At 74.3% G+C, this 16,773-nt stretch carries 13 protein-coding genes; 10 read left to right on the forward strand and 3 right to left on the reverse strand.

What is annotated here, in order from left to right:
- Positions 1-265: 265 nt before the first annotated feature.
- The 9 genes from ACIOGZ_RS07150 (at position 266) to ACIOGZ_RS07190 (ending at position 11,724) form a co-directional block, all read left to right on the forward strand.
- Positions 266-3,835 (forward strand): Rne/Rng family ribonuclease, encoded by a 3,570-nt coding sequence (locus ACIOGZ_RS07150; protein ID WP_363586416.1) that lies wholly within the window; start codon positions 266-268, stop codon positions 3,833-3,835.
- Between the two features lie 233 nt (positions 3,836-4,068).
- Positions 4,069-4,386 (forward strand): 50S ribosomal protein L21, encoded by a 318-nt coding sequence (gene rplU / locus ACIOGZ_RS07155; RefSeq protein ID WP_280677087.1) that lies wholly within the window; start codon positions 4,069-4,071, stop codon positions 4,384-4,386.
- 14 nt (positions 4,387-4,400) lie between these two features.
- On the forward strand, positions 4,401-4,658 hold the full coding sequence (gene rpmA, locus ACIOGZ_RS07160; RefSeq protein ID WP_400985146.1) for a 50S ribosomal protein L27: 258 nt from the start codon (positions 4,401-4,403) through the stop codon (positions 4,656-4,658).
- Between the two features lie 100 nt (positions 4,659-4,758).
- Positions 4,759-6,237 carry a GTPase ObgE gene (obgE, locus tag ACIOGZ_RS07165; protein WP_363586415.1) on the forward strand — a complete coding sequence of 493 codons (1,479 nt, stop codon included), beginning with the start codon at positions 4,759-4,761 and terminating at the stop codon, positions 6,235-6,237.
- A gap of 321 nt (positions 6,238-6,558) precedes the next feature.
- Positions 6,559-7,695: a glutamate 5-kinase gene (gene proB, locus ACIOGZ_RS07170; RefSeq protein WP_363586414.1), complete on the forward strand. Its 1,137-nt coding sequence runs from the start codon at positions 6,559-6,561 to the stop codon at positions 7,693-7,695.
- Positions 7,696-7,863: 168 nt separating this feature from the next.
- A complete protein-coding gene (locus ACIOGZ_RS07175; RefSeq protein WP_400332296.1) occupies positions 7,864-8,388 on the forward strand; it encodes a hypothetical protein in 525 nt (174 codons plus the stop codon).
- Between the two features lie 136 nt (positions 8,389-8,524).
- Positions 8,525-9,847 carry a glutamate-5-semialdehyde dehydrogenase gene (locus ACIOGZ_RS07180; protein WP_363586413.1) on the forward strand — a complete coding sequence of 441 codons (1,323 nt, stop codon included), beginning with the start codon at positions 8,525-8,527 and terminating at the stop codon, positions 9,845-9,847.
- Between the two features lie 123 nt (positions 9,848-9,970).
- Positions 9,971-10,549 carry a hypothetical protein gene (locus ACIOGZ_RS07185; protein WP_363586412.1) on the forward strand — a complete coding sequence of 193 codons (579 nt, stop codon included), beginning with the start codon at positions 9,971-9,973 and terminating at the stop codon, positions 10,547-10,549.
- A gap of 116 nt (positions 10,550-10,665) precedes the next feature.
- Positions 10,666-11,724, forward strand: coding sequence for a hypothetical protein (locus tag ACIOGZ_RS07190; protein ID WP_363586411.1), 1,059 nt, complete (start codon positions 10,666-10,668; stop codon positions 11,722-11,724).
- Here the strand turns inward: ACIOGZ_RS07190 and ACIOGZ_RS07195 are convergent, their stop codons facing one another.
- On the reverse strand, positions 11,725-13,311 hold the full coding sequence (locus tag ACIOGZ_RS07195) for a sensor histidine kinase (RefSeq protein ID WP_400985148.1): 1,587 nt from the start codon (positions 13,309-13,311) through the stop codon (positions 11,725-11,727).
- Positions 13,301-13,978 (reverse strand): response regulator transcription factor, encoded by a 678-nt coding sequence (locus ACIOGZ_RS07200; RefSeq protein ID WP_363586409.1) that lies wholly within the window; start codon positions 13,976-13,978, stop codon positions 13,301-13,303. The genes ACIOGZ_RS07195 and ACIOGZ_RS07200 overlap by 11 nt, the downstream gene beginning before the upstream one ends.
- Before the next feature lie 129 nt (positions 13,979-14,107).
- Here ACIOGZ_RS07200 and ACIOGZ_RS07205 point away from each other — a divergent pair, with 129 nt between their 5' ends.
- Positions 14,108-15,505: a DUF2079 domain-containing protein gene (locus ACIOGZ_RS07205; RefSeq protein ID WP_400805364.1), complete on the forward strand. Its 1,398-nt coding sequence runs from the start codon at positions 14,108-14,110 to the stop codon at positions 15,503-15,505.
- Positions 15,506-15,573: 68 nt separating this feature from the next.
- Here ACIOGZ_RS07205 and ACIOGZ_RS07210 read toward each other — a convergent pair whose 3' ends face one another.
- The gene (locus ACIOGZ_RS07210; protein WP_400985150.1) at positions 15,574-16,668 is read right to left on the reverse strand and encodes a M48 family metallopeptidase; all 1,095 of its coding nucleotides are present in this window, start codon (positions 16,666-16,668) and stop codon (positions 15,574-15,576) included.
- Between the last annotated feature and the right edge of the window lie 105 nt (positions 16,669-16,773).

Raw genomic sequence — 16,773 nt, forward strand, 5'->3', positions numbered from 1 at the left:
CCGGGAACCCCGTCCGGGAGCCACCCGGGGTTGGGGAACGGCGCAGCTTGGGAAAACCTCAGAAGACTGGTCAGACCAGAAGACTTTCGACACCCCGCCGAGCGGCGGGGCGCCGAGCGAGACTACGAGCCCCTGTGCGGCCTCGCGTCCGCGCGGCGGCACCGTGAAAGGGTCCGGCCCGAGCATCGTCACGATGCCGGCCGGCCACGGGTGCCGTGCCGTGCCCGGATGTGGAGCCCGGGGGCCTGACGGGAGATCCACCCGCATGCTCGATAACACCGATCCGCAGCAGAACGCGGCGACGGAACAGAACGAGACCGCCGCGACCGGCGGCGAGGGCACCTCCGCGGCGCCGCCGCGCCGCCGTCGCCGTGCGGTGTCCCGCCCGGCGGGCACCCCGCAGGGTGCGGCCGCCGAGACGGCCGAGACGGTCATTCCGGCCGAGGCGCCCGTCGCCGAGGCGCAGGCCGCACCGGCCGCCGAGCCGGTGGCCGAGAAGCCGGTCCGGGCCCGCCGGACCCGCAAGCGCGCCGAGGCTCCGGCCGGGACGCCGGAGACGACCCCGGTCGTGGCCACCGAGCCGGCCGCCGCCGAGAAGACGACCGCGAAGGCGAGCGCGAAGGCGACCGCGAAGCCGGTCGAGAACGCCGCTGAGCCGGCCGCCGAGCCGGTGGCCGAGAAGCCGGTCCGGGCCCGCCGCACCCGCAAGCGCGCCGAGGCGCCCGCCGGGGCGCCGGCCGCCGCCGAGACCCCGGCCGAGGAGCCCGCTGCCGCCGCCCCGGTGGCCGAGGCCCCCGCCGCCGAGGAGGCTGCCGAGGAGGCCCCCGCCGCTCCGGCCCGCCGGGCCCGTCGCCGCCGCGTGGTCGAGGCCGCGCAGGTCGTCGAGCCCTCCGTCGAGGAGCCCGCCGTCGCGGAGGAGCCTGTCGAGGAGGAGCCGGTCGAGGAGCCCGTGGCCGTCCAGCCCGCGCCGGCCGCCGAGCCGACCCACCGGGTGCGCCGCCGTGCGGTCCGCCCGTCCACCGCGATCTTCCAGGCTCCGGTGTTCCAGGAGCCCGCCGCCGGCCCGGCCCCCGCCGCGCAGCCGCAGGCGCCGCAGCAGCCCGCCGCCGCTCCGGCGCCGGTGGAGGCTCCGGTCGCCGCGCAGCGCGAGGAGGACGAGTTCGAGTACAGCGGCGTCGGCCGCCGCCGCCGGGTGCGCACTTCGGTGCGGGTGCAGCCGCCGAGCCGTTCGAAGGCCGCCGAGAGGAAGGCCGCCGAGAAGGCCGAGAAGGCTGAGAAGGCCAAGGTCATCGAGCGGGCGAAGGCCGCCGAGAAGGCGAAGCCGGTCGAGCGGGTCGTCGAGGTGCCGGTCGAGGCGCCCGTCGTCGAGGCCCCCGTCGCCGGTCCGGAGACCGAGGGCGAGTGGGAGGACGACCGTCCGTCGCGCCGTCGCCGTCGGGGCGGCCGCCGTCGTCGCCGTGGCGAGGCCGAGGAGTTCGAGGCCGAGGCCGTCGAGACCGGGCAGTCCGTCGTCGAGGAGCCGACCGCGGACGTCGAGGAGGACGTCGAGGACGACGACGACCTGGCCGCCGGCCTGTCCTCGTCCCGCCGTCGCCGCCGTCGTCGCCGCCGCAGCGGTGAGGCCGGTGCCGTCGAGACCGCCGAGACCACCGAGGACGGGGTCCGCACGGTGGTGAAGGTGCGCGAGCCGCGCCGCCGTTCCACCGAGCCGTCCTTCGACCCGGACGAGGTGCAGTCCATCAAGGGCTCGACCCGTCTGGAGGCGAAGAAGCAGCGCCGCCGCGAGGGCCGCGAGCTGGGCCGCCGCCGGGTGCCGATCATCACCGAGGCCGAGTTCCTGGCCCGCCGCGAGTCGGTCGAGCGCGTCATGGTGGTGCGCCAGAACGGCCAGCGGACCCAGATCGGCGTCCTCGAGGACGGCGTGCTGGTCGAGCACTACGTCAACAAGGAGCAGGCCACCTCGTACGTCGGCAACGTCTACCTGGGCAAGGTCCAGAACGTGCTGCCGTCGATGGAGGCCGCCTTCGTCGACATCGGCAAGGGCCGCAACGCCGTGCTGTACGCCGGCGAGGTCAACTTCGGTGCGCTGGGCCACGGTGGCCCGCGCCGGATCGAGTCGGTGCTGAAGTCCGGCCAGTCCGTGCTGGTGCAGGTCTCCAAGGACCCGATCGGCCACAAGGGCGCCCGCCTGACCAGCCAGATCTCGCTGCCCGGCCGTTACCTGGTCTACGTGCCCGAGGGCTCGATGACCGGCATCTCGCGCAAGCTCCCCGAGAACGAGCGCGCCCGGCTGAAGCAGATCCTCAAGAAGATCGTCCCGGACGACGCGGGCGTCATCGTGCGCACCGCCGCCGAGGGCGCCTCCGAGGACGAGCTGACCCGCGACGTCCAGCGGCTGCAGCAGCAGTGGGAGGACATCCAGAAGAAGGCCGCGACCGGCAACGCCCCCGCGCTGCTGTACGGCGAGCCGGACATGACCGTCCGGGTCGTCCGCGACATCTTCAACGAGGACTTCACCAAGGTCATCGTCTCCGGCGACGAGGCGTGGAGCACCATCCACGACTACGTCTCCAACGTGGCCCCGGACCTCGCCGAGCGGCTCCAGCGGTGGACCTCCGAGGTGGACGTGTTCGCCACCTACCGGATCGACGAGCAGCTGATGAAGGCGCTGGACCGCAAGGTCTGGCTGCCCAGCGGCGGTTCGCTGGTGATCGACCGCACCGAGGCGATGGTCGTCATCGACGTCAACACCGGGAAGTTCGTCGGTCAGGGCGGCAACCTGGAGGAGACGGTCACCCGCAACAACATCGAGGCGGCCGAGGAGATCGTGCGCCAGCTGCGGCTGCGCGACCTCGGCGGCATCATCGTGATCGACTTCATCGACATGGTGCTGGAGTCCAACCGGGACCTGGTGCTGCGCCGACTGCTGGAGTGCCTGGGCCGGGACCGGACCAAGCACCAGGTGGCCGAGGTCACCTCGCTGGGCCTGGTCCAGATGACCCGCAAGCGGGTCGGCCAGGGCCTGTTGGAGTCCTTCTCCGAGCCGTGCGTGCACTGCAACGGCCGCGGCGTGATCGTTCACATGGAGCAGCCGAGCGCCCACGTCCACACCCCGGCCGTGTCGGCCGAGGCGGCCGCGGGCAGCAGCAAGCGCCGTCGCCGGGGCAAGGGCGGGGCGGCCGTCGAGGAGCCGCAGGCCGTCGAGGCCGCGGTGGCCGAGGTGGTCGTCGAGGGCGAGCCGGTGCGCGAGGAGATCGAGGGCCAGCTGGCCCTGGAGGTCCCGGGCGTCGAGGCGGAGGCCGTCGAGGAGGCCCCGGCCGCCCAGCCGGACCTGGTCGAGATCCCCGCCGCCCCGGCGGCTCCGGCCGGCCGCACCCGCCGCCGCGCGGTCCGCAAGGCGACGGCTCCGGCCGGGGCGCCGGGCGAGGCCGAGATCGTGGTGCTCCAGGCGCGGGCCGACGCGGCGCTGGAGGCGGCCCTGGAGGCCGCCAACCCGGCCGCCCCGGCCGTGGTGACGCCCGAGGCCGTCGAGGCCGTGGAGGCCGTCGTCGAGGCTCCCGCGGAGGAGGCCCAGGCCGTCGAGACCGCGGAGGCCGTCGTCGAGGCTCCGGCGGCGGAGGCCCCGGCCACCGAGGCCGAGGCCGAGGAGCCGCCCGCGGAGGAGGCCCCGGCGCCCAAGAAGCGGGCCGCCCGCAAGACCGCCGCGAAGAAGACCGCCGCCAAGAAGACGACCACGGCGGCCAAGAAGACCACCGCCCGCAAGACCGCGACCAAGCGGACGAGCGCGGCGGCCAAGAAGGCGGCGGCCGCCGAAGGTGATACGGCGGCCGAGTAGTGCCCACGCGCCCGGGGCGGGACCCTTCCCGCCCCGGGCCGTACGGGCCGGTTTGCCCCCCGGGCGGCCGGTCCGTATTCTTGACCCTCGGCGTGTCTACGCCACACGCTCCCGAGCACATCACCTTCCCGAAGCGCCGCGTTCGCGCGGCAGCGGGCGGGGAGAGGCCCCTGTGTCCGTACCCAGGTGGCTGGCGTCGGGAGTTCCGACCGAGTAAGGAAAGCAGGTACCGCATGTACGCGATCGTTCGCGCAGGCGGCCGCCAGCACAAGGTCGCCGTCGGCGACGTGCTGGAGATCGACCGTATCGAGGCCAAGCCGGGTGACTCGGTCGAGCTCTCGACCATCCTGATCGTCGACGGCGAAGCCGTCACGTCCGACCCGTGGGTCCTGGCCGGTGTGAAGGCCCACGCCGAGGTCGTCGACCAGACCAAGGGCGACAAGATCGTCATCCTGCGCTACAAGAACAAGACCGGCTACCGCCGTCGCCAGGGTCACCGTCAGAAGCACACCGCGGTGCGCATCACCAGCATCGACTCGGTCAGCAAGTAAGGGGATAGCGAGATATGGCACACAAGAAGGGCGCAAGCTCTACCCGCAACGGCCGTGACTCGAACGCCCAGCGCCTCGGCGTGAAGCGCTTCGGCGGCCAGATCGTCTCCGCCGGCGAGATCCTCGTGCGCCAGCGCGGCACCCACTTCCACCCGGGTGCGGGCGTCGGTCGCGGTGGCGACGACACCCTGTTCGCGCTGACCGCCGGTGCCGTGCAGTTCGGCACCCGCCGCGGCCGCAAGGTCGTCAACATCGTGGCCTCCGAGGCCTGAGTCACACCAGACTCACAGTGAAGGGTGGGCCGGAATGTTCCGGTCCACCCTTCATGCTTTACGCAGGTAGCAGCAGACTTTCGCACACTGGAGGCACACCATGACCACCTTCGTGGACCGCGTCGAACTTCACGTCGCCGCGGGTAACGGGGGCCACGGCTGCGCCTCCGTGCACCGGGAGAAGTTCAAGCCGCTCGGCGGCCCCGACGGCGGCAACGGCGGCGAGGGCGGCAGCGTCATCCTCACCGTCGACGCGCAGATCACCACCCTGCTGGAGTACCACCACTCGCCCAAGCGCAAGGCCACCAACGGCAAGCCCGGCGCGGGCGGTCACCGCACCGGCGCGGACGGCGGCGACCTCGTCCTGCTGGTGCCGGACGGCACCGTGGTGCTGGACCGCAACGGCGAGGTGCTGGCCGACCTGGTCGGGCACGGCACCAGCTTCGTCGCCGCCCAGGGCGGCCGTGGCGGCCTCGGCAACGCCGCGCTGTCCTCGGCCCGCCGCAAGGCGCCCGGCTTCGCGCTGCTCGGCGAGCCCGGCGAGGCCCGCGACATCGTGATGGAGCTCAAGTCCGTCGCCGACGTGGCCCTGGTCGGCTACCCGAGCGCCGGCAAGTCCTCGCTGATCTCGGTGCTCTCGGCGGCCAAGCCGAAGATCGCGGACTACCCGTTCACCACCCTGATCCCCAACCTCGGCGTGGTCACCGCCGGCGACACCGTCTACACCATCGCCGACGTGCCCGGCCTGATCCCCGGCGCCAGCCAGGGCCGCGGCCTGGGCCTGGAGTTCCTGCGGCACGTCGAGCGCTGCTCGGTGCTGGTGCACGTGCTGGACTGCGCCACCCTGGAGCCCGGCCGCGACCCGCTGACCGACCTGGAGACCATCGAGGCCGAGCTGGCCGAGTACGGGGGTCTGGAGGAGCGCCCGCGCCTGGTCGCGCTCAACAAGGTGGACGTGCCGGACGGCCAGGACATCGCCGACCTCACCCGGGAGTCCCTGGAGGAGCGCGGCTACCGGGTGTTCGAGGTCTCCGCCGCCTCCCGCAAGGGCCTGCGCGAGCTGAACTTCGCGCTGGCGCAGATCGTCGCCGAGGCGCGCGCCGCCAAGCCGGTCGAGGAGTCGACCCGGATCGTGCTGCGGCCCAAGGCCGTTGACGACGAGGGCTTCACCATCACCGAGGAGGACGGCGCCTACCGCATCCGCGGCACCAAGCCGGAGCGTTGGGTCCGCCAGACCGACTTCTCCAACGACGAGGCCGTCGGCTACCTCGCCGACCGGCTGGCCCGCCTCGGCGTCGAGGACAAGCTGTGGAAGGTCGGGGCGCACGAGGGCGACACCGTCATCATCGGCCCGGACGAGAACGCCGTCGTCTTCGACTGGGAGCCGACCATGGCCGCCGGCGCCGAGATGCTCGGCCGCCGCGGTGAGGACCACCGCCTGGAGAGCCCGCGCCCGGCGGTCGACCGCCGCCGCGAGAAGCAGAAGGGCCGGGACGCGGCCGAGGCCGAGTTCCTCGCCTTCGAGGCGCTCTCCAGCACCCGCCCGGCCGCCATCGACGAGGGCGACGACGAGGAGTGACCCGGCCGGCGGGACGCGTCCCGAGCCGGCCTGGGCGAACGGCCCCCACCACCCTCCGGGGCGGTGGGGGCCGTTCGCGTGTCCGGCCCCCGTTCGGAACCGACGGGACGTCACTTTCGTCGGGCCCACGGTCAGGGACCGTACCGGCCCCGGCCCGCCGGCCGTCCGGACCGGCGATCCGGCCGTGGCGGCGCCGTGGCCGGGGCGGGTCCGGACGGTGAAACACCCTGCGGGCGACCTGCGCGGATCGCGTAGATTTCGGGGGTGACGGCCGGGCCCGGCCCGCCGCACCCGCACCACACCGGAAGGGCGTACAGCGAGATGAGCGAGGACTCACTGCGCGAGGAGGTGCTGACCGCCCGGCGGATCGTCGTCAAGGTCGGCTCCTCCTCCCTCACCACGGCGGCCGGCGGCCTGGACGCCGACCGGGTCGACGCCCTGGTCGACGCGCTCGCCAAGGTGCGCAGCCGCCCGGACGCACCCGAGGTCGTCCTCGTCTCCTCCGGCGCCATCGCCGCCGGCCTGGCCCCGCTCGGCCTGGACAAGCGGCCCAAGGACCTGGCCCGTCAGCAGGCCGCCGCCAGCGTCGGCCAGGGCCTGCTGGTCGCCCGCTACACCGCCTCCTTCGCCCGGTACGGCATCCGGGTCGGCCAGGTGCTGCTCACCGCCGAGGACGCCAGCCGGCGCGCCCACTACCGCAACGCCTACCGCACCCTCGACCAGCTGCTGGCGATGGGCGCGATGCCGATCGTCAACGAGAACGACACCGTCGCCACCGCCGAAATCAAGTTCGGGGACAACGACCGGTTGGCCGCGCTGGTCGCCCACCTGGTCCGGGCCGACCTGCTCGTGCTGCTCTCCGACGTGGACGGCCTCTACGACGGCGACCCGGCCCGGCCCGGCACCAGCCGGATCGACCAGGTGAGCGGCCCGCACGACCTCGACGGCGTCGAGATCGGCAGCGCGGGCAAGGCCGGCGTCGGCACCGGCGGCATGGTCACCAAGGTCGAGGCGGCCCGGATCGCCACCGGCGCGGGCATCCCGGTGGTGCTCACCGCCGCCAGCCAGGCCGCCGACGCGCTGGCCGGACGGCGCACCGGCACCCTGTTCCTGCGCACCGGCAGCCGCACCTCCGACCGGATGCTCTGGCTGGCCCACGCGAGCAGCCCGCGCGGCGCCCTGCACCTCGACGCGGGCGCCGTCACGGCCGTCGTCTCCGGCGGCGCCTCGCTGCTGCCCGCCGGGGTCACCAAGGTGGACGGGGAGTTCACGGCGGGTGATCCGGTGGACCTTCTTGCCGAAAACGGCCACATCGTGGCTCGCGGACTGGTCAACTTTGATGCGAGGGAGTTGCCCCGCCTGCTCGGCCGGTCCACCCGCGACCTGGCCCAGGAGTTCGGCGCCGCGTACGAGCGTGAGGTCGTCCACCGCGACGACCTGGTCGTTCTGCGCGGCTGACCGGCCGGTGTGCCGGTACCGGCCGATCGGCAGAGCGCGGTGGGCGGGCCGCTCCGCACGGGGAGTGGCCCGGCCGCGGGCGAGGAGCGGTGCAGCCGTACCGGTCGGCCGCGGGCCGGCGGGTCCGGTGCGGGGGACGACACGACATCGCCGAACAGGAGGCCGCCGGTGGAACGCAGAAGCGAGGCAACGCTGACCGCAGGGACGGCGGGCCGGCGGCTGACCAGCATCGACGGCGGACGCGGGGACGGACCCGCCGAGCCGGCCGGTCCGCCGCCGCAGGGGCCCGGCGGGATGCGCAGGCCGCGGTCGCAGCACGCGGACCCGGGGGAGCCGCCCACCGTGCCCGAGCAGGCCCGGCTCTGGCACGTGGTGCTGAGCGTGTCCGGGCAGGTCACCCCGCTGTCCTCGCTGCGGGCCTCGCTGGAGCGGCTGGCGCACGACCACTCGTTCTTCCTCACCGCCCGCTACGCCGCCGACCACGCCGAGATCCGGTACTGGGAGCAGGCCCGGGACCTGCACGACGCGGCGGCGATAGCGCTGCGGCTGTGGGGCGAGCACAAGGTCACCGCGAACCTGCCGCCGTGGGAGATCGTCGGCCTGGAGGTGGTCGACCGGGCGACGTACCACAAGCGGGTGGCGGAGGGCTTCGGCGATCCGCCGCCGCACCTGGGCGGGGTGCACCCGTACTGAGGGGGACGCCCCCGGGCGCGGTCCCCGGAATGAGGCCCGGAGACGGGTGAGCCACAGGGGAGAACCGTCCCGCCAGGCCGTCTCACCGGGCGAAATGGCCGCTCGGCGGGCCCTGCGCAGTCGCTACCCTTGGCGCATGAGCAGCGACCTCGCCACCGCCGACAGCCCCGTCCTCGCCGTAGCGCGCCGAGCCCGGGAGGCCGCCGCCGCGCTCGCCCCGCTGCCGCGCAGGGCGAAGGACGCCGCGCTGCTGGCGATCGCGGACGCCCTGGTGGCCCGCAGCGCCGAGATCACCGCCGCCAACGCCGAGGACGTGGCCCGCGCCCGCGCGGCCGGCACCGCCGAGTCGGTGATCGACCGGCTGAGCCTCGACCACGAGCGGATCGCCGCGATCGCCTCCGACGTGCGCGACGTCGTCGGCCTGCCCGACCCGGTCGGCGAGGTGCTGCGCGGCTACACCCTGCCCAACGGCCTGGACGTGCGCCAGGTGCGGGTGCCGCTCGGCGTGGTCGGCATCATCTACGAGGCCCGGCCGAACGTCACGGTGGACGCCGCCGCGCTCTGCCTCAAGTCCGGCAACGCCGTGCTGCTGCGCGGCTCGGCCTCCGCCTACCGCTCCAACACCGCGCTGGTCGCCGTCCTGCGGGACGCGGTCGCCGCGGCCGGGCTGCCCGCCGACGCCGTCCAGCTCGTCCCGGGCGAGAGCCGGGACTCCGTCCAGGAGCTGATGCGGGCCCGCGGCCTGGTCGACGTGCTGATCCCGCGCGGCGGGGCCTCGCTGATCCGCACGGTGGTCGAGGGCTCGACCGTGCCCGTGATCGAGACCGGCACCGGCAACTGCCACGTCTACGTGGACGCTCAGACCGACCTGGCGATGGCCGTCGGCATCCTGCTGAACTCCAAGGCGCAGCGGGTCAGCGTCTGCAACGCGGCCGAGACGCTGCTCGTCCACCAGGACGTCGCGGACGCCTTCCTGCCGCTCGCGCTGGCCGCCCTCGCCGAGGCCGGGGTGACCGTGCACGGCGACGACGCGGTGCTCAAGGCCGCCGAGGGCGGCGCCGCCACCGTGGTGCCCGCCACCGACGAGGACTGGGGCGCGGAGTACCTGTCCTACGACCTGGCCGCGGCCGTGGTGCCCTCGCTGGACGCCGCCGTCGAGCACATCCGCCGCTGGTCCTCCGGCCACACCGAGGCGATCGTCACCACCTCGCAGGCCGCCGCCCGGCGCTTCACCCGGCTGGTCGACTCGACCACGGTGGCCGTCAACGCCTCCACCCGCTTCACCGACGGCGCCGAGTTCGGCTTCGGCGCGGAGATCGGCATCTCCACCCAGAAGCTGCACGCCCGCGGCCCGATGGGCCTGCCCGAGCTGACCAGCACCAAGTACATCGTCACTGGTGACGGGCACGTGCGCGGCGAGGCGACGCAGACCGTGGGCGGGGACGCGGACGTGCGCTGAGCGCGGCCCGCGCGGCGGGCCGGCCGGGCCCCGGGGCGGTCCGCGGCGGCCCGCGTCACACGTGTGACGGACCAACTGCGATGAGCCACAGACAAATCGGCCGCCCGGTAATACGCTGAAGCCGTGGCTGACGATGTGGGGGGCTCGCCGTACCCCGACGGCGCCGACCACGGTGGTGCGGACGACGAGTTCGCCACCGTGGTCTTCGATGAGGCCTTCGTCCGGTCCGCCGCCGTGCACGAGCCGACGGCCAAGGAGCGGCAGCTCGCCGCCGCCGAGGCCCGGTTCGAGCCGGACACCGCGGGCCCGGTCTGGGGCTATGACGTCACCGCCGGGGACGGGCTGCCGCTGGAGCTGCGCCCGCACCCGAGCGGACTCGACGACGACCACCTGTACTCCGATCCCTGGTCGGGCCCCGGCCGGGCGCCCGGCCGCCCGGGCCGCCGCCGACGCGGCTACGACCCGGCGCGCGGGCGCGGGCGGTACGTGGCCCAGCAGCGTTGGCACCGGCCGGTGGCCTGGGTGCTCGCCGTGATCATGGGCGTGAGCCTGGTGGCCGTCGCGGTCGCGGCGATCTACCAGGGCGTGGGCGGCTCCTCCGGCGCGCCCCGGCGCCCGGAGTCCGGCAGCAGCAGCCCCGGGACCGACCCGAGGCCCGCGCCCGCCGAGCCGTCGCTCGTGGTCACGGCACCTGCGGGGTGACGTCGTAGGGCGTGGCGCAGGGGTGGTGCGCGCCGGGGCGGGCGGTTGCGGGGCGTTCCCGGGAATCTGCGGTCGCACCCTCGTGGAGGGGCGACGGCGCGCCTTACCCTGGTGTCATGGGTGACCCGCGAGAGCCTCCTGAGGGTGCGCCCGACGGTGGTTCCGGCAATGAGGACGAGTACCGGTCCGTCGTCTTCGACGAATCCTTCGTCCGGGCTGCCCGGATCCAGGAGCTGTCCGCCCGGGAGCGGCTGGCCGGGTCCTTCGGCCGGGCCACCCGCCCGCGGGTGCGGTTCGGCCCGCTGGGCAGCGTGCCGCGGCAGGCGCTCGCGCTGCTGCTGCTCGTGCTGCTGGCCTTCGGGGCCGCGGTGTACTTCGGGGTCAGCTCGCCGAACCGGATCTCGGCCCGGCCCGAGGGCAGCCAACTGACCGTCAGCCTGGTCGCGTTGACCCCGGCCTCGGTGGTCCGGCCGGTCGCCGACCCGGCCAACCCGTTCGCCGCGCTGCCGGTCGGGTACAGCGACGGGGCGATCGGACTGGGCACCCCGACCGGGGCCGCCACCGAGCACTTCAGCCGGGTCGAGGTGACCAAGGCGCTCGACACCGTCCAGCGCTACCTGGTGGCCTCCTCGCTGGCCCCGGCCACCCTCGTCCAGGGCGCGACCGCCGACGTGCGGGCCTTCGTCACCCCCGGGGAGCAGGCCCAGTTCGACACCAGCGTGACCCAGCCGGTCGACGACCGGCACCACGCGCTGACCGGCTGGCTGGTGCGCTTCGACCCGGCGCAGGTCGCGCTGGCCGCCGACACCGTGAAGGTGACCGGCGCGATGCGGATCGACGAGGCCGACGGCGGCACGCTGCAGATCACCACCGACCACACCTTCGTCTACGCGCTGAAGCCGGCCGGAGCCGCGGCCGGTGCGCCGGTGACCCTGGAGACCGTCCGGCGGCAGCTGACCTTCCAGTTCGACCGGGTCGACCTGGCCTCGGCCCAGCTGCGGCTGGTGGACTCGGTGGTCCAGGCCGGGCCGGAGCCCTGCACCACCTCGATGGCCGGCTTCCTCCAGCCGGTGCTGGCCACCCCGCAGGGCACCCGGGTCCCGCCGCCGGCGCCGATCGACCCGGGCAACCACGCGCAGCCGGCCTGGCAGGTGTGCGGGGTGCTCGCGCCTTAGTCAGGTCCTGTCCGGGGCGCCGGCGGCGAGCGGGAGGCGGACCACCGCGCGGGCGCCCGGGCCGGGCGACGGCGGGTCGGTGAAGGCGGCGGTGCCGTGGACGCCGCGGGCGATCGAGCGGACCAGGGCGAGGCCCAGGCCGGCGCCGCCGGCGTCGCGGGAGCGGGCGTCGTCCAGCCGGACGAACCGGTCGAAGACCCGCTCCCGGTCCTCCGGCGGGATGCCCGGGCCGTCGTCCGTGACGGTCAGCACGGCGTGCCCGTCCTCGACGGTCACCGAGACGGCGACGGCGGTGCGGGCGTGCCGGGCGGCGTTGTCGAGCAGGTTGCGCACCAGCCGGCCCAGCCGCAGTTCGCTGCCCGGGACGGGTGCGGGCTCCAGGGAGACGGCCAGGAAGGCGGGCCCGCCGGAGGGCAGGTGGGTGCGTTCGCCGAGCTGCTCGCCGACCAGGTCGGCGAGGTCCACCGGCTCGCCGCCGAGCGGCCCGGTGGGCTCCTCGACGGCGGCGAGCAGCAGCAGGTCGTCGGTGAGCAGTTGCAGCCGCTCGGTGTCGGTGAGCGCGTCGCGCACCACCTGCGGCCACTCCACGCCCGCCGGGTGGGCCAGCGGCACCTCCAGCGAGTTGCGCAGTGCGGCCAGTGGGCTGCGCAGCTCGTGCGAGGCGTCCGAGACCAGTCGGCGCTGCTCGTCGATCGCGTGTTCCAGGCGGCCGAGCGTGGTGTTGGTGGTCTCGGCCAGCCGCGCGATGGCGTCCCGCGAGGGCGGCACCGGGACGCGCTCGTGGAAGGCGCCGGCGCCGATCCGGGCCATGCCCCGGCGGATCGACTCCACCGGGCGCAGCGCCAGGCCGGTGACCAGCCAGGCGATCAGGGCGGTGAACAGGGTCGCGGCGGGCAGCACGTAGCGCAGCAGGATGCCGGTGGTCCGGTCCTCGGCCTGGTCGGCGGCGGTGGGATTGACCAGCAGGTAGACGGTGACGCGCTGGGCCGGCAGGCCCGCGATGCCGGTGTACTTCTCCAGCGCCTCCGAGGACGCCTGGTCGGTGATCCGCTTGAGCAGGGTGACGTCCCGGTCGGTGAGGTCGGGGCCGCTCCGCGGCGGGTGCCACAGCCGGGTGTGGACGGGCAGGTGGATCCGGATCCGGTCGGTGCGGCCCGGTGTGGCGTTCTGGGGGTAGGACGGCATCTTGGCGAAGGGTTCGACCGGCAGACCGGCGTACTCCTCCAGCAGGGTGCTGGCCTGGACCCAGGAGGCGTTCGTGCGGGTGTCGTTCCAGACGCGGCCGGCGTCCCAGGGGCGGACCGGGAACGCCAGCCGTCCGTCCGCCAGGACCAGGACGAAGGACTCCTGCAGGGATTCGACCCAGGTCTGTGAACCGCCGGGTATGTCGTGGGTGACGAGTTGGATGCTGCGCTCGGCCTGCTTCTCGGTGACGGCCGTCCACTGGTCGTGGACCGCGCCGCCGACCCAGAGGCTGGCCACCGAGAAGGCCAGCACCGAGGCGAGGGCCGCGCCGAGGGCGGCGCGGATGCGGAGCGAGGAGCGGTGCCAGGGGCGCAGCAGCGGGCGGAGGCGGTCAGCGCGCATCGGGCACCAGCCGGTATCCGGCGCCGCGCACCGTCTCGATCCGGCAGCCGATGCCGGGCACGTCCAGTTTCCGCCGCAGGGCCGCGATGTAGACCTCGACGATGTTCACGTCGCCCCGGAAGGCGGCGTCCCAGACGGTGTCCAGGATGCCGCCCTTGGGGATCACCTCGCCGGGTCGGTGGGCCAGGCACTCCAGCACGGCGAACTCCTTGGTGGTGAGCCGGACCTGTCGGTCGGCGGCGGTGCAGCGGCGGGCCGCCGGGTCGATCCGCAGCGCGCCGACCGCGAGCACCGGTGGGCGGGCGACGGCGCCGCGGCGCAGCAGGGCGCGCAGCCGGGCGGTGAGCACGACGTAGGAGAACGGTTTGCTGAGGAAGTCGTCGGCGCCGCAGTCCAGCGCCTCGGCCTCGTCGTACTCGCCGTTCTTCGCGGTGAGCATCAGAATCGGTACGGAATTCCCGGCGCCGCGCAGTTCGCGGCAGACCTTGAAGCCGTTGAGGCCGGGCAGCATCAGATCGAGCACGATCACCGAATATGGCTCGACGAGGGCGAGTTCGAGCCCCTGGACGCCGTCGGCCGCCAGGTCGACCGCGTATCCCTCGGCCGCCAGTCCCTGTCTCAGGGACTGCGCGAGCCGCTCCTCGTCCTCGACGATCAGTAGCCGCATGACGCCCATCCTTGGTGGAATTCAGTTTTCCCGCAACGGCCATGACCGGCTTGCCCGGGATATCCGAACTGAAGTTTTCCTCAGCTTTCCTCAGTTTCCCTTCAGTGCGGAATTCCTAGCGTCCGGACCATGGATTTCCGACGTGTGCTGCCGTGGTCGGTGGCCGCCCTGTTCGCCCCGCTGTACGCGGCGGTCTCGCTCACCCGGCACGCCCGGTTGGAGAGTTCGGGTTTCGACTTGGGCATCTTCGAGGAGGCGGTGCGCGCCTACTCCCGGCTCGAAGCACCGGTGGTCGCGCTGAAGGGTACGGGCTTCAACCTCCTGGGCGACCACTTCAGCCCGGTGCTGGCGGTGCTGGCGCCGTTCTACCGGCTCTGGCCGGGCCCCGGCACGCTGCTGGTGGCGCAGGCGGTGCTGGTGGCGCTGTCCGCGGTGCCGGTGACGGCGTACGCGGTGCGGGTGCTGGGGCCGGCGGGCGGGGCGGTCGCCGGGGTCGCGTACGGGCTGTCGGCGGGGTTGCAGAGTGCGGTGGCGTTCGACTTCCACGAGGTGGCCTTCGCGGTGCCGCTCGCGGCGGCCGCGGTGGTGGCGCTGGCCCGGGAGCGGTACGGCCCGGCGGTGGCGTGGGCGCTGCCGCTGCTGCTGGTCAAGGAGGACCAGGCGCTGCTGGTCGCGGCGGTCGGCGGCTACGTGTGGTGGCGCGGGCGGCGCCGGCTGGGGGCGGTCACCGTGCTGGTGGCGGTGGCGGCCGGGCTGCTGGTCACCCTGGTGGTGATCCCGGCGGTGAACCCGGGCGGCGAGTACACGTACGCGCACATGGGGGAGTTCGACGGCGGGAACCCGGTGGTCCGGCTGCTGTTCCCGGAGGTCAAGGCGCTGACCGTCCTGCTGCTGCTGGCGCCGACGCTGCTGCTGGCGCTGCGCTCGCCGCTGGTGCTGCTGGCGGGCGTGCTGCTGGCGGCCCGGTTCTGGGTGGTCAATCCGGCGTTCTGGCGCACCGGGCAGCACTACGACGCGGTGCTGGTGCCGCTGCTGTGCACGGCGGGGCTGCACGGGGTGGGCCTGCTGTTGCCCCGGCTGCCCCGGCTGGGCCGGCTGGGCCGGGGGCTGCCGGTGGCGGCGGGGATGCTCGCCGTCACGGTGGCGCTGACCGCGACCGGCCCGGTGGCGGGCGTGCTGTCGGGGGAGGCCCGGCGGGGCGACGGGCGGGCGGCGCAGGTGCGCCGGGTGCTGGCGGTCGTCCCGGACGGCGCCCGGGTGGCCGCCGCCAACCGCCTGGCGCCGCAGCTGACCGGGCGCTGCGCGGTGTCGCTGTTCCCGTACCTGACGCCGCCGGGCGGGGTGGGCGGGCCGGGCGGCTGGGGGCGGCCGGTGGCGGAGTGGGTGGCGGTGCTGGAGGAGCCGGACGCCTTCCCGGTGCCGGTGGCGGAGCAGCGGCGGTTCCTGGCCGGCCTGGTCGACGGCGGCGGGTACCGGCGGGTGGCGGACGGGGCGGGGGTGGCGGTGTACCACTGGCAGCCGGGGTAGGCCCCGGCAGGCCGACGGCCGGTGACCCCGGGCGGGGGCGCACCGGCCGTCGGCGCGGGTGCGGCGGGTCAGCCGTCGGTGCGCTCGCCCCGGTCGGTGCGGCCGTCCTCGCGGGTGGCGGAGCCGCCGCGGGAGCCGCCGGTGAACGTGTCGGCGAAGGTGTCGCGGAGCTTGCCGCCGACGGTCGCGGCGCCGCCGGCCACGTCGCGGATCAGGCCCATCAGCGGGTCCTTGCTCTCCTTCACCGAGGTCGTGTAGTGGTCGGCGGCGGCCTTCCACTGCTCGCCGACCGAGGTGTCCGGGTCGTCCGTGCGACGCGGGTAGGCGCCGGCCAGGATCGAGCGGTACTCGTCGCTCTCCGCCCACTTCTTCAGCTGGGCGACCCGTACCACCGCGAACGGGTGGCTCTGCGGCAGCAGTTGGAGCAGCTTGAGCACGCCGTCGCGCAGGTCGCCGGCCTTGTCGTACTCCTCGGCCTGCTCCAGGAAGGCGTCGACGTTCAGTTCGGCCAGGTTGTGCCCGCCGGCCAGTTTCATCAGGGCGCGCATGGACGCCTGGACGTCCTGCCCGGCGAGCAGGCCGGCCCGGTCGCTGGACAGCTCCGCCTTGCGGAACCACTCCTTGAGCGCGGTGACGATCGCCATGATCGCCAGGTTGCCGAGCGGCACCCAGGCGACCCGGGTGGCGATGTTGGTGAGGATCATCAGCATCGTCCGGTAGACCGCGTGGCCGGACATCGCGTGGCCGACCTCGTGGCCGATGACCGAGCGCAGCTCCTCCTCGTCGAGCAGCTCGATCAGGCCGCTGGTGATCACGATGATCGGGGTGTCGATGCCGATGCAGTACGCGTTGACCGTCGGGTCCTGGGTGACGTACAGGTCCGGGACCTGCTCCAGGTCGAGCACGCAGGCGGCGTCGCGCACCATGTCGTACAGCTCGGGGAACTGGCGCTCGGAGGTCTTCACGGCGGTGGCCAGGAACATCAGCCGGATCGAGCGCTCGGACACCAGCCCGGCGAGCTTCCTCAGGACGTCGTCGAAGCCGGTGAGCTTGCGCAGGGCGACCAGGGCGGAACGGTCCGCGGGGTGCTCCCAGGCGCGGGTGGAGATGTCGGGGAAGCGCTGACGGCGCCGGCTCGGGGTCTTCGCGGTCGGGTCGGTCATGGTCTGAGTACCTCCTGGTCGACGGCGGCCCCGGCCCGGCGGCCGGCCCCCGCTGGTCTACGCCTGCAACGACTGTCCTTGCAACGTCCGCGGTTGCGTACTCGT

Origin of the sequence: Kitasatospora sp. NPDC088160 (genome assembly GCF_044741445.1) — a bacterium.
In the GTDB taxonomy this organism is placed as follows: domain Bacteria; phylum Actinomycetota; class Actinomycetes; order Streptomycetales; family Streptomycetaceae; genus Kitasatospora.

What these genes read in the sequence shown, in the direction of transcription:
- ACIOGZ_RS07150 (WP_363586416.1), top strand. Translation starts at nt 266, where the DNA reads ATGCTCGATAACACCGATCCGCAGCAGAACGCGGCGACGGAACAGAAC.
- rplU (WP_280677087.1), top strand. Translation starts at nt 4,069, where the DNA reads ATGTACGCGATCGTTCGCGCAGGCGGCCGCCAGCACAAGGTCGCCGTC.
- rpmA (WP_400985146.1), top strand. Translation starts at nt 4,401, where the DNA reads ATGGCACACAAGAAGGGCGCAAGCTCTACCCGCAACGGCCGTGACTCG.
- obgE (WP_363586415.1), top strand. Translation starts at nt 4,759, where the DNA reads ATGACCACCTTCGTGGACCGCGTCGAACTTCACGTCGCCGCGGGTAAC.
- proB (WP_363586414.1), top strand. Translation starts at nt 6,559, where the DNA reads ATGAGCGAGGACTCACTGCGCGAGGAGGTGCTGACCGCCCGGCGGATC.
- ACIOGZ_RS07180 (WP_363586413.1), top strand. Translation starts at nt 8,525, where the DNA reads ATGAGCAGCGACCTCGCCACCGCCGACAGCCCCGTCCTCGCCGTAGCG.
- ACIOGZ_RS07190 (WP_363586411.1), top strand. Translation starts at nt 10,666, where the DNA reads ATGGGTGACCCGCGAGAGCCTCCTGAGGGTGCGCCCGACGGTGGTTCC.
- ACIOGZ_RS07195 (WP_400985148.1), bottom strand. Translation starts at nt 13,311, where the DNA reads ATGCGCGCTGACCGCCTCCGCCCGCTGCTGCGCCCCTGGCACCGCTCC.
- ACIOGZ_RS07200 (WP_363586409.1), bottom strand. Translation starts at nt 13,978, where the DNA reads ATGCGGCTACTGATCGTCGAGGACGAGGAGCGGCTCGCGCAGTCCCTG.
- ACIOGZ_RS07205 (WP_400805364.1), top strand. Translation starts at nt 14,108, where the DNA reads ATGGATTTCCGACGTGTGCTGCCGTGGTCGGTGGCCGCCCTGTTCGCC.
- ACIOGZ_RS07210 (WP_400985150.1), bottom strand. Translation starts at nt 16,668, where the DNA reads ATGACCGACCCGACCGCGAAGACCCCGAGCCGGCGCCGTCAGCGCTTC.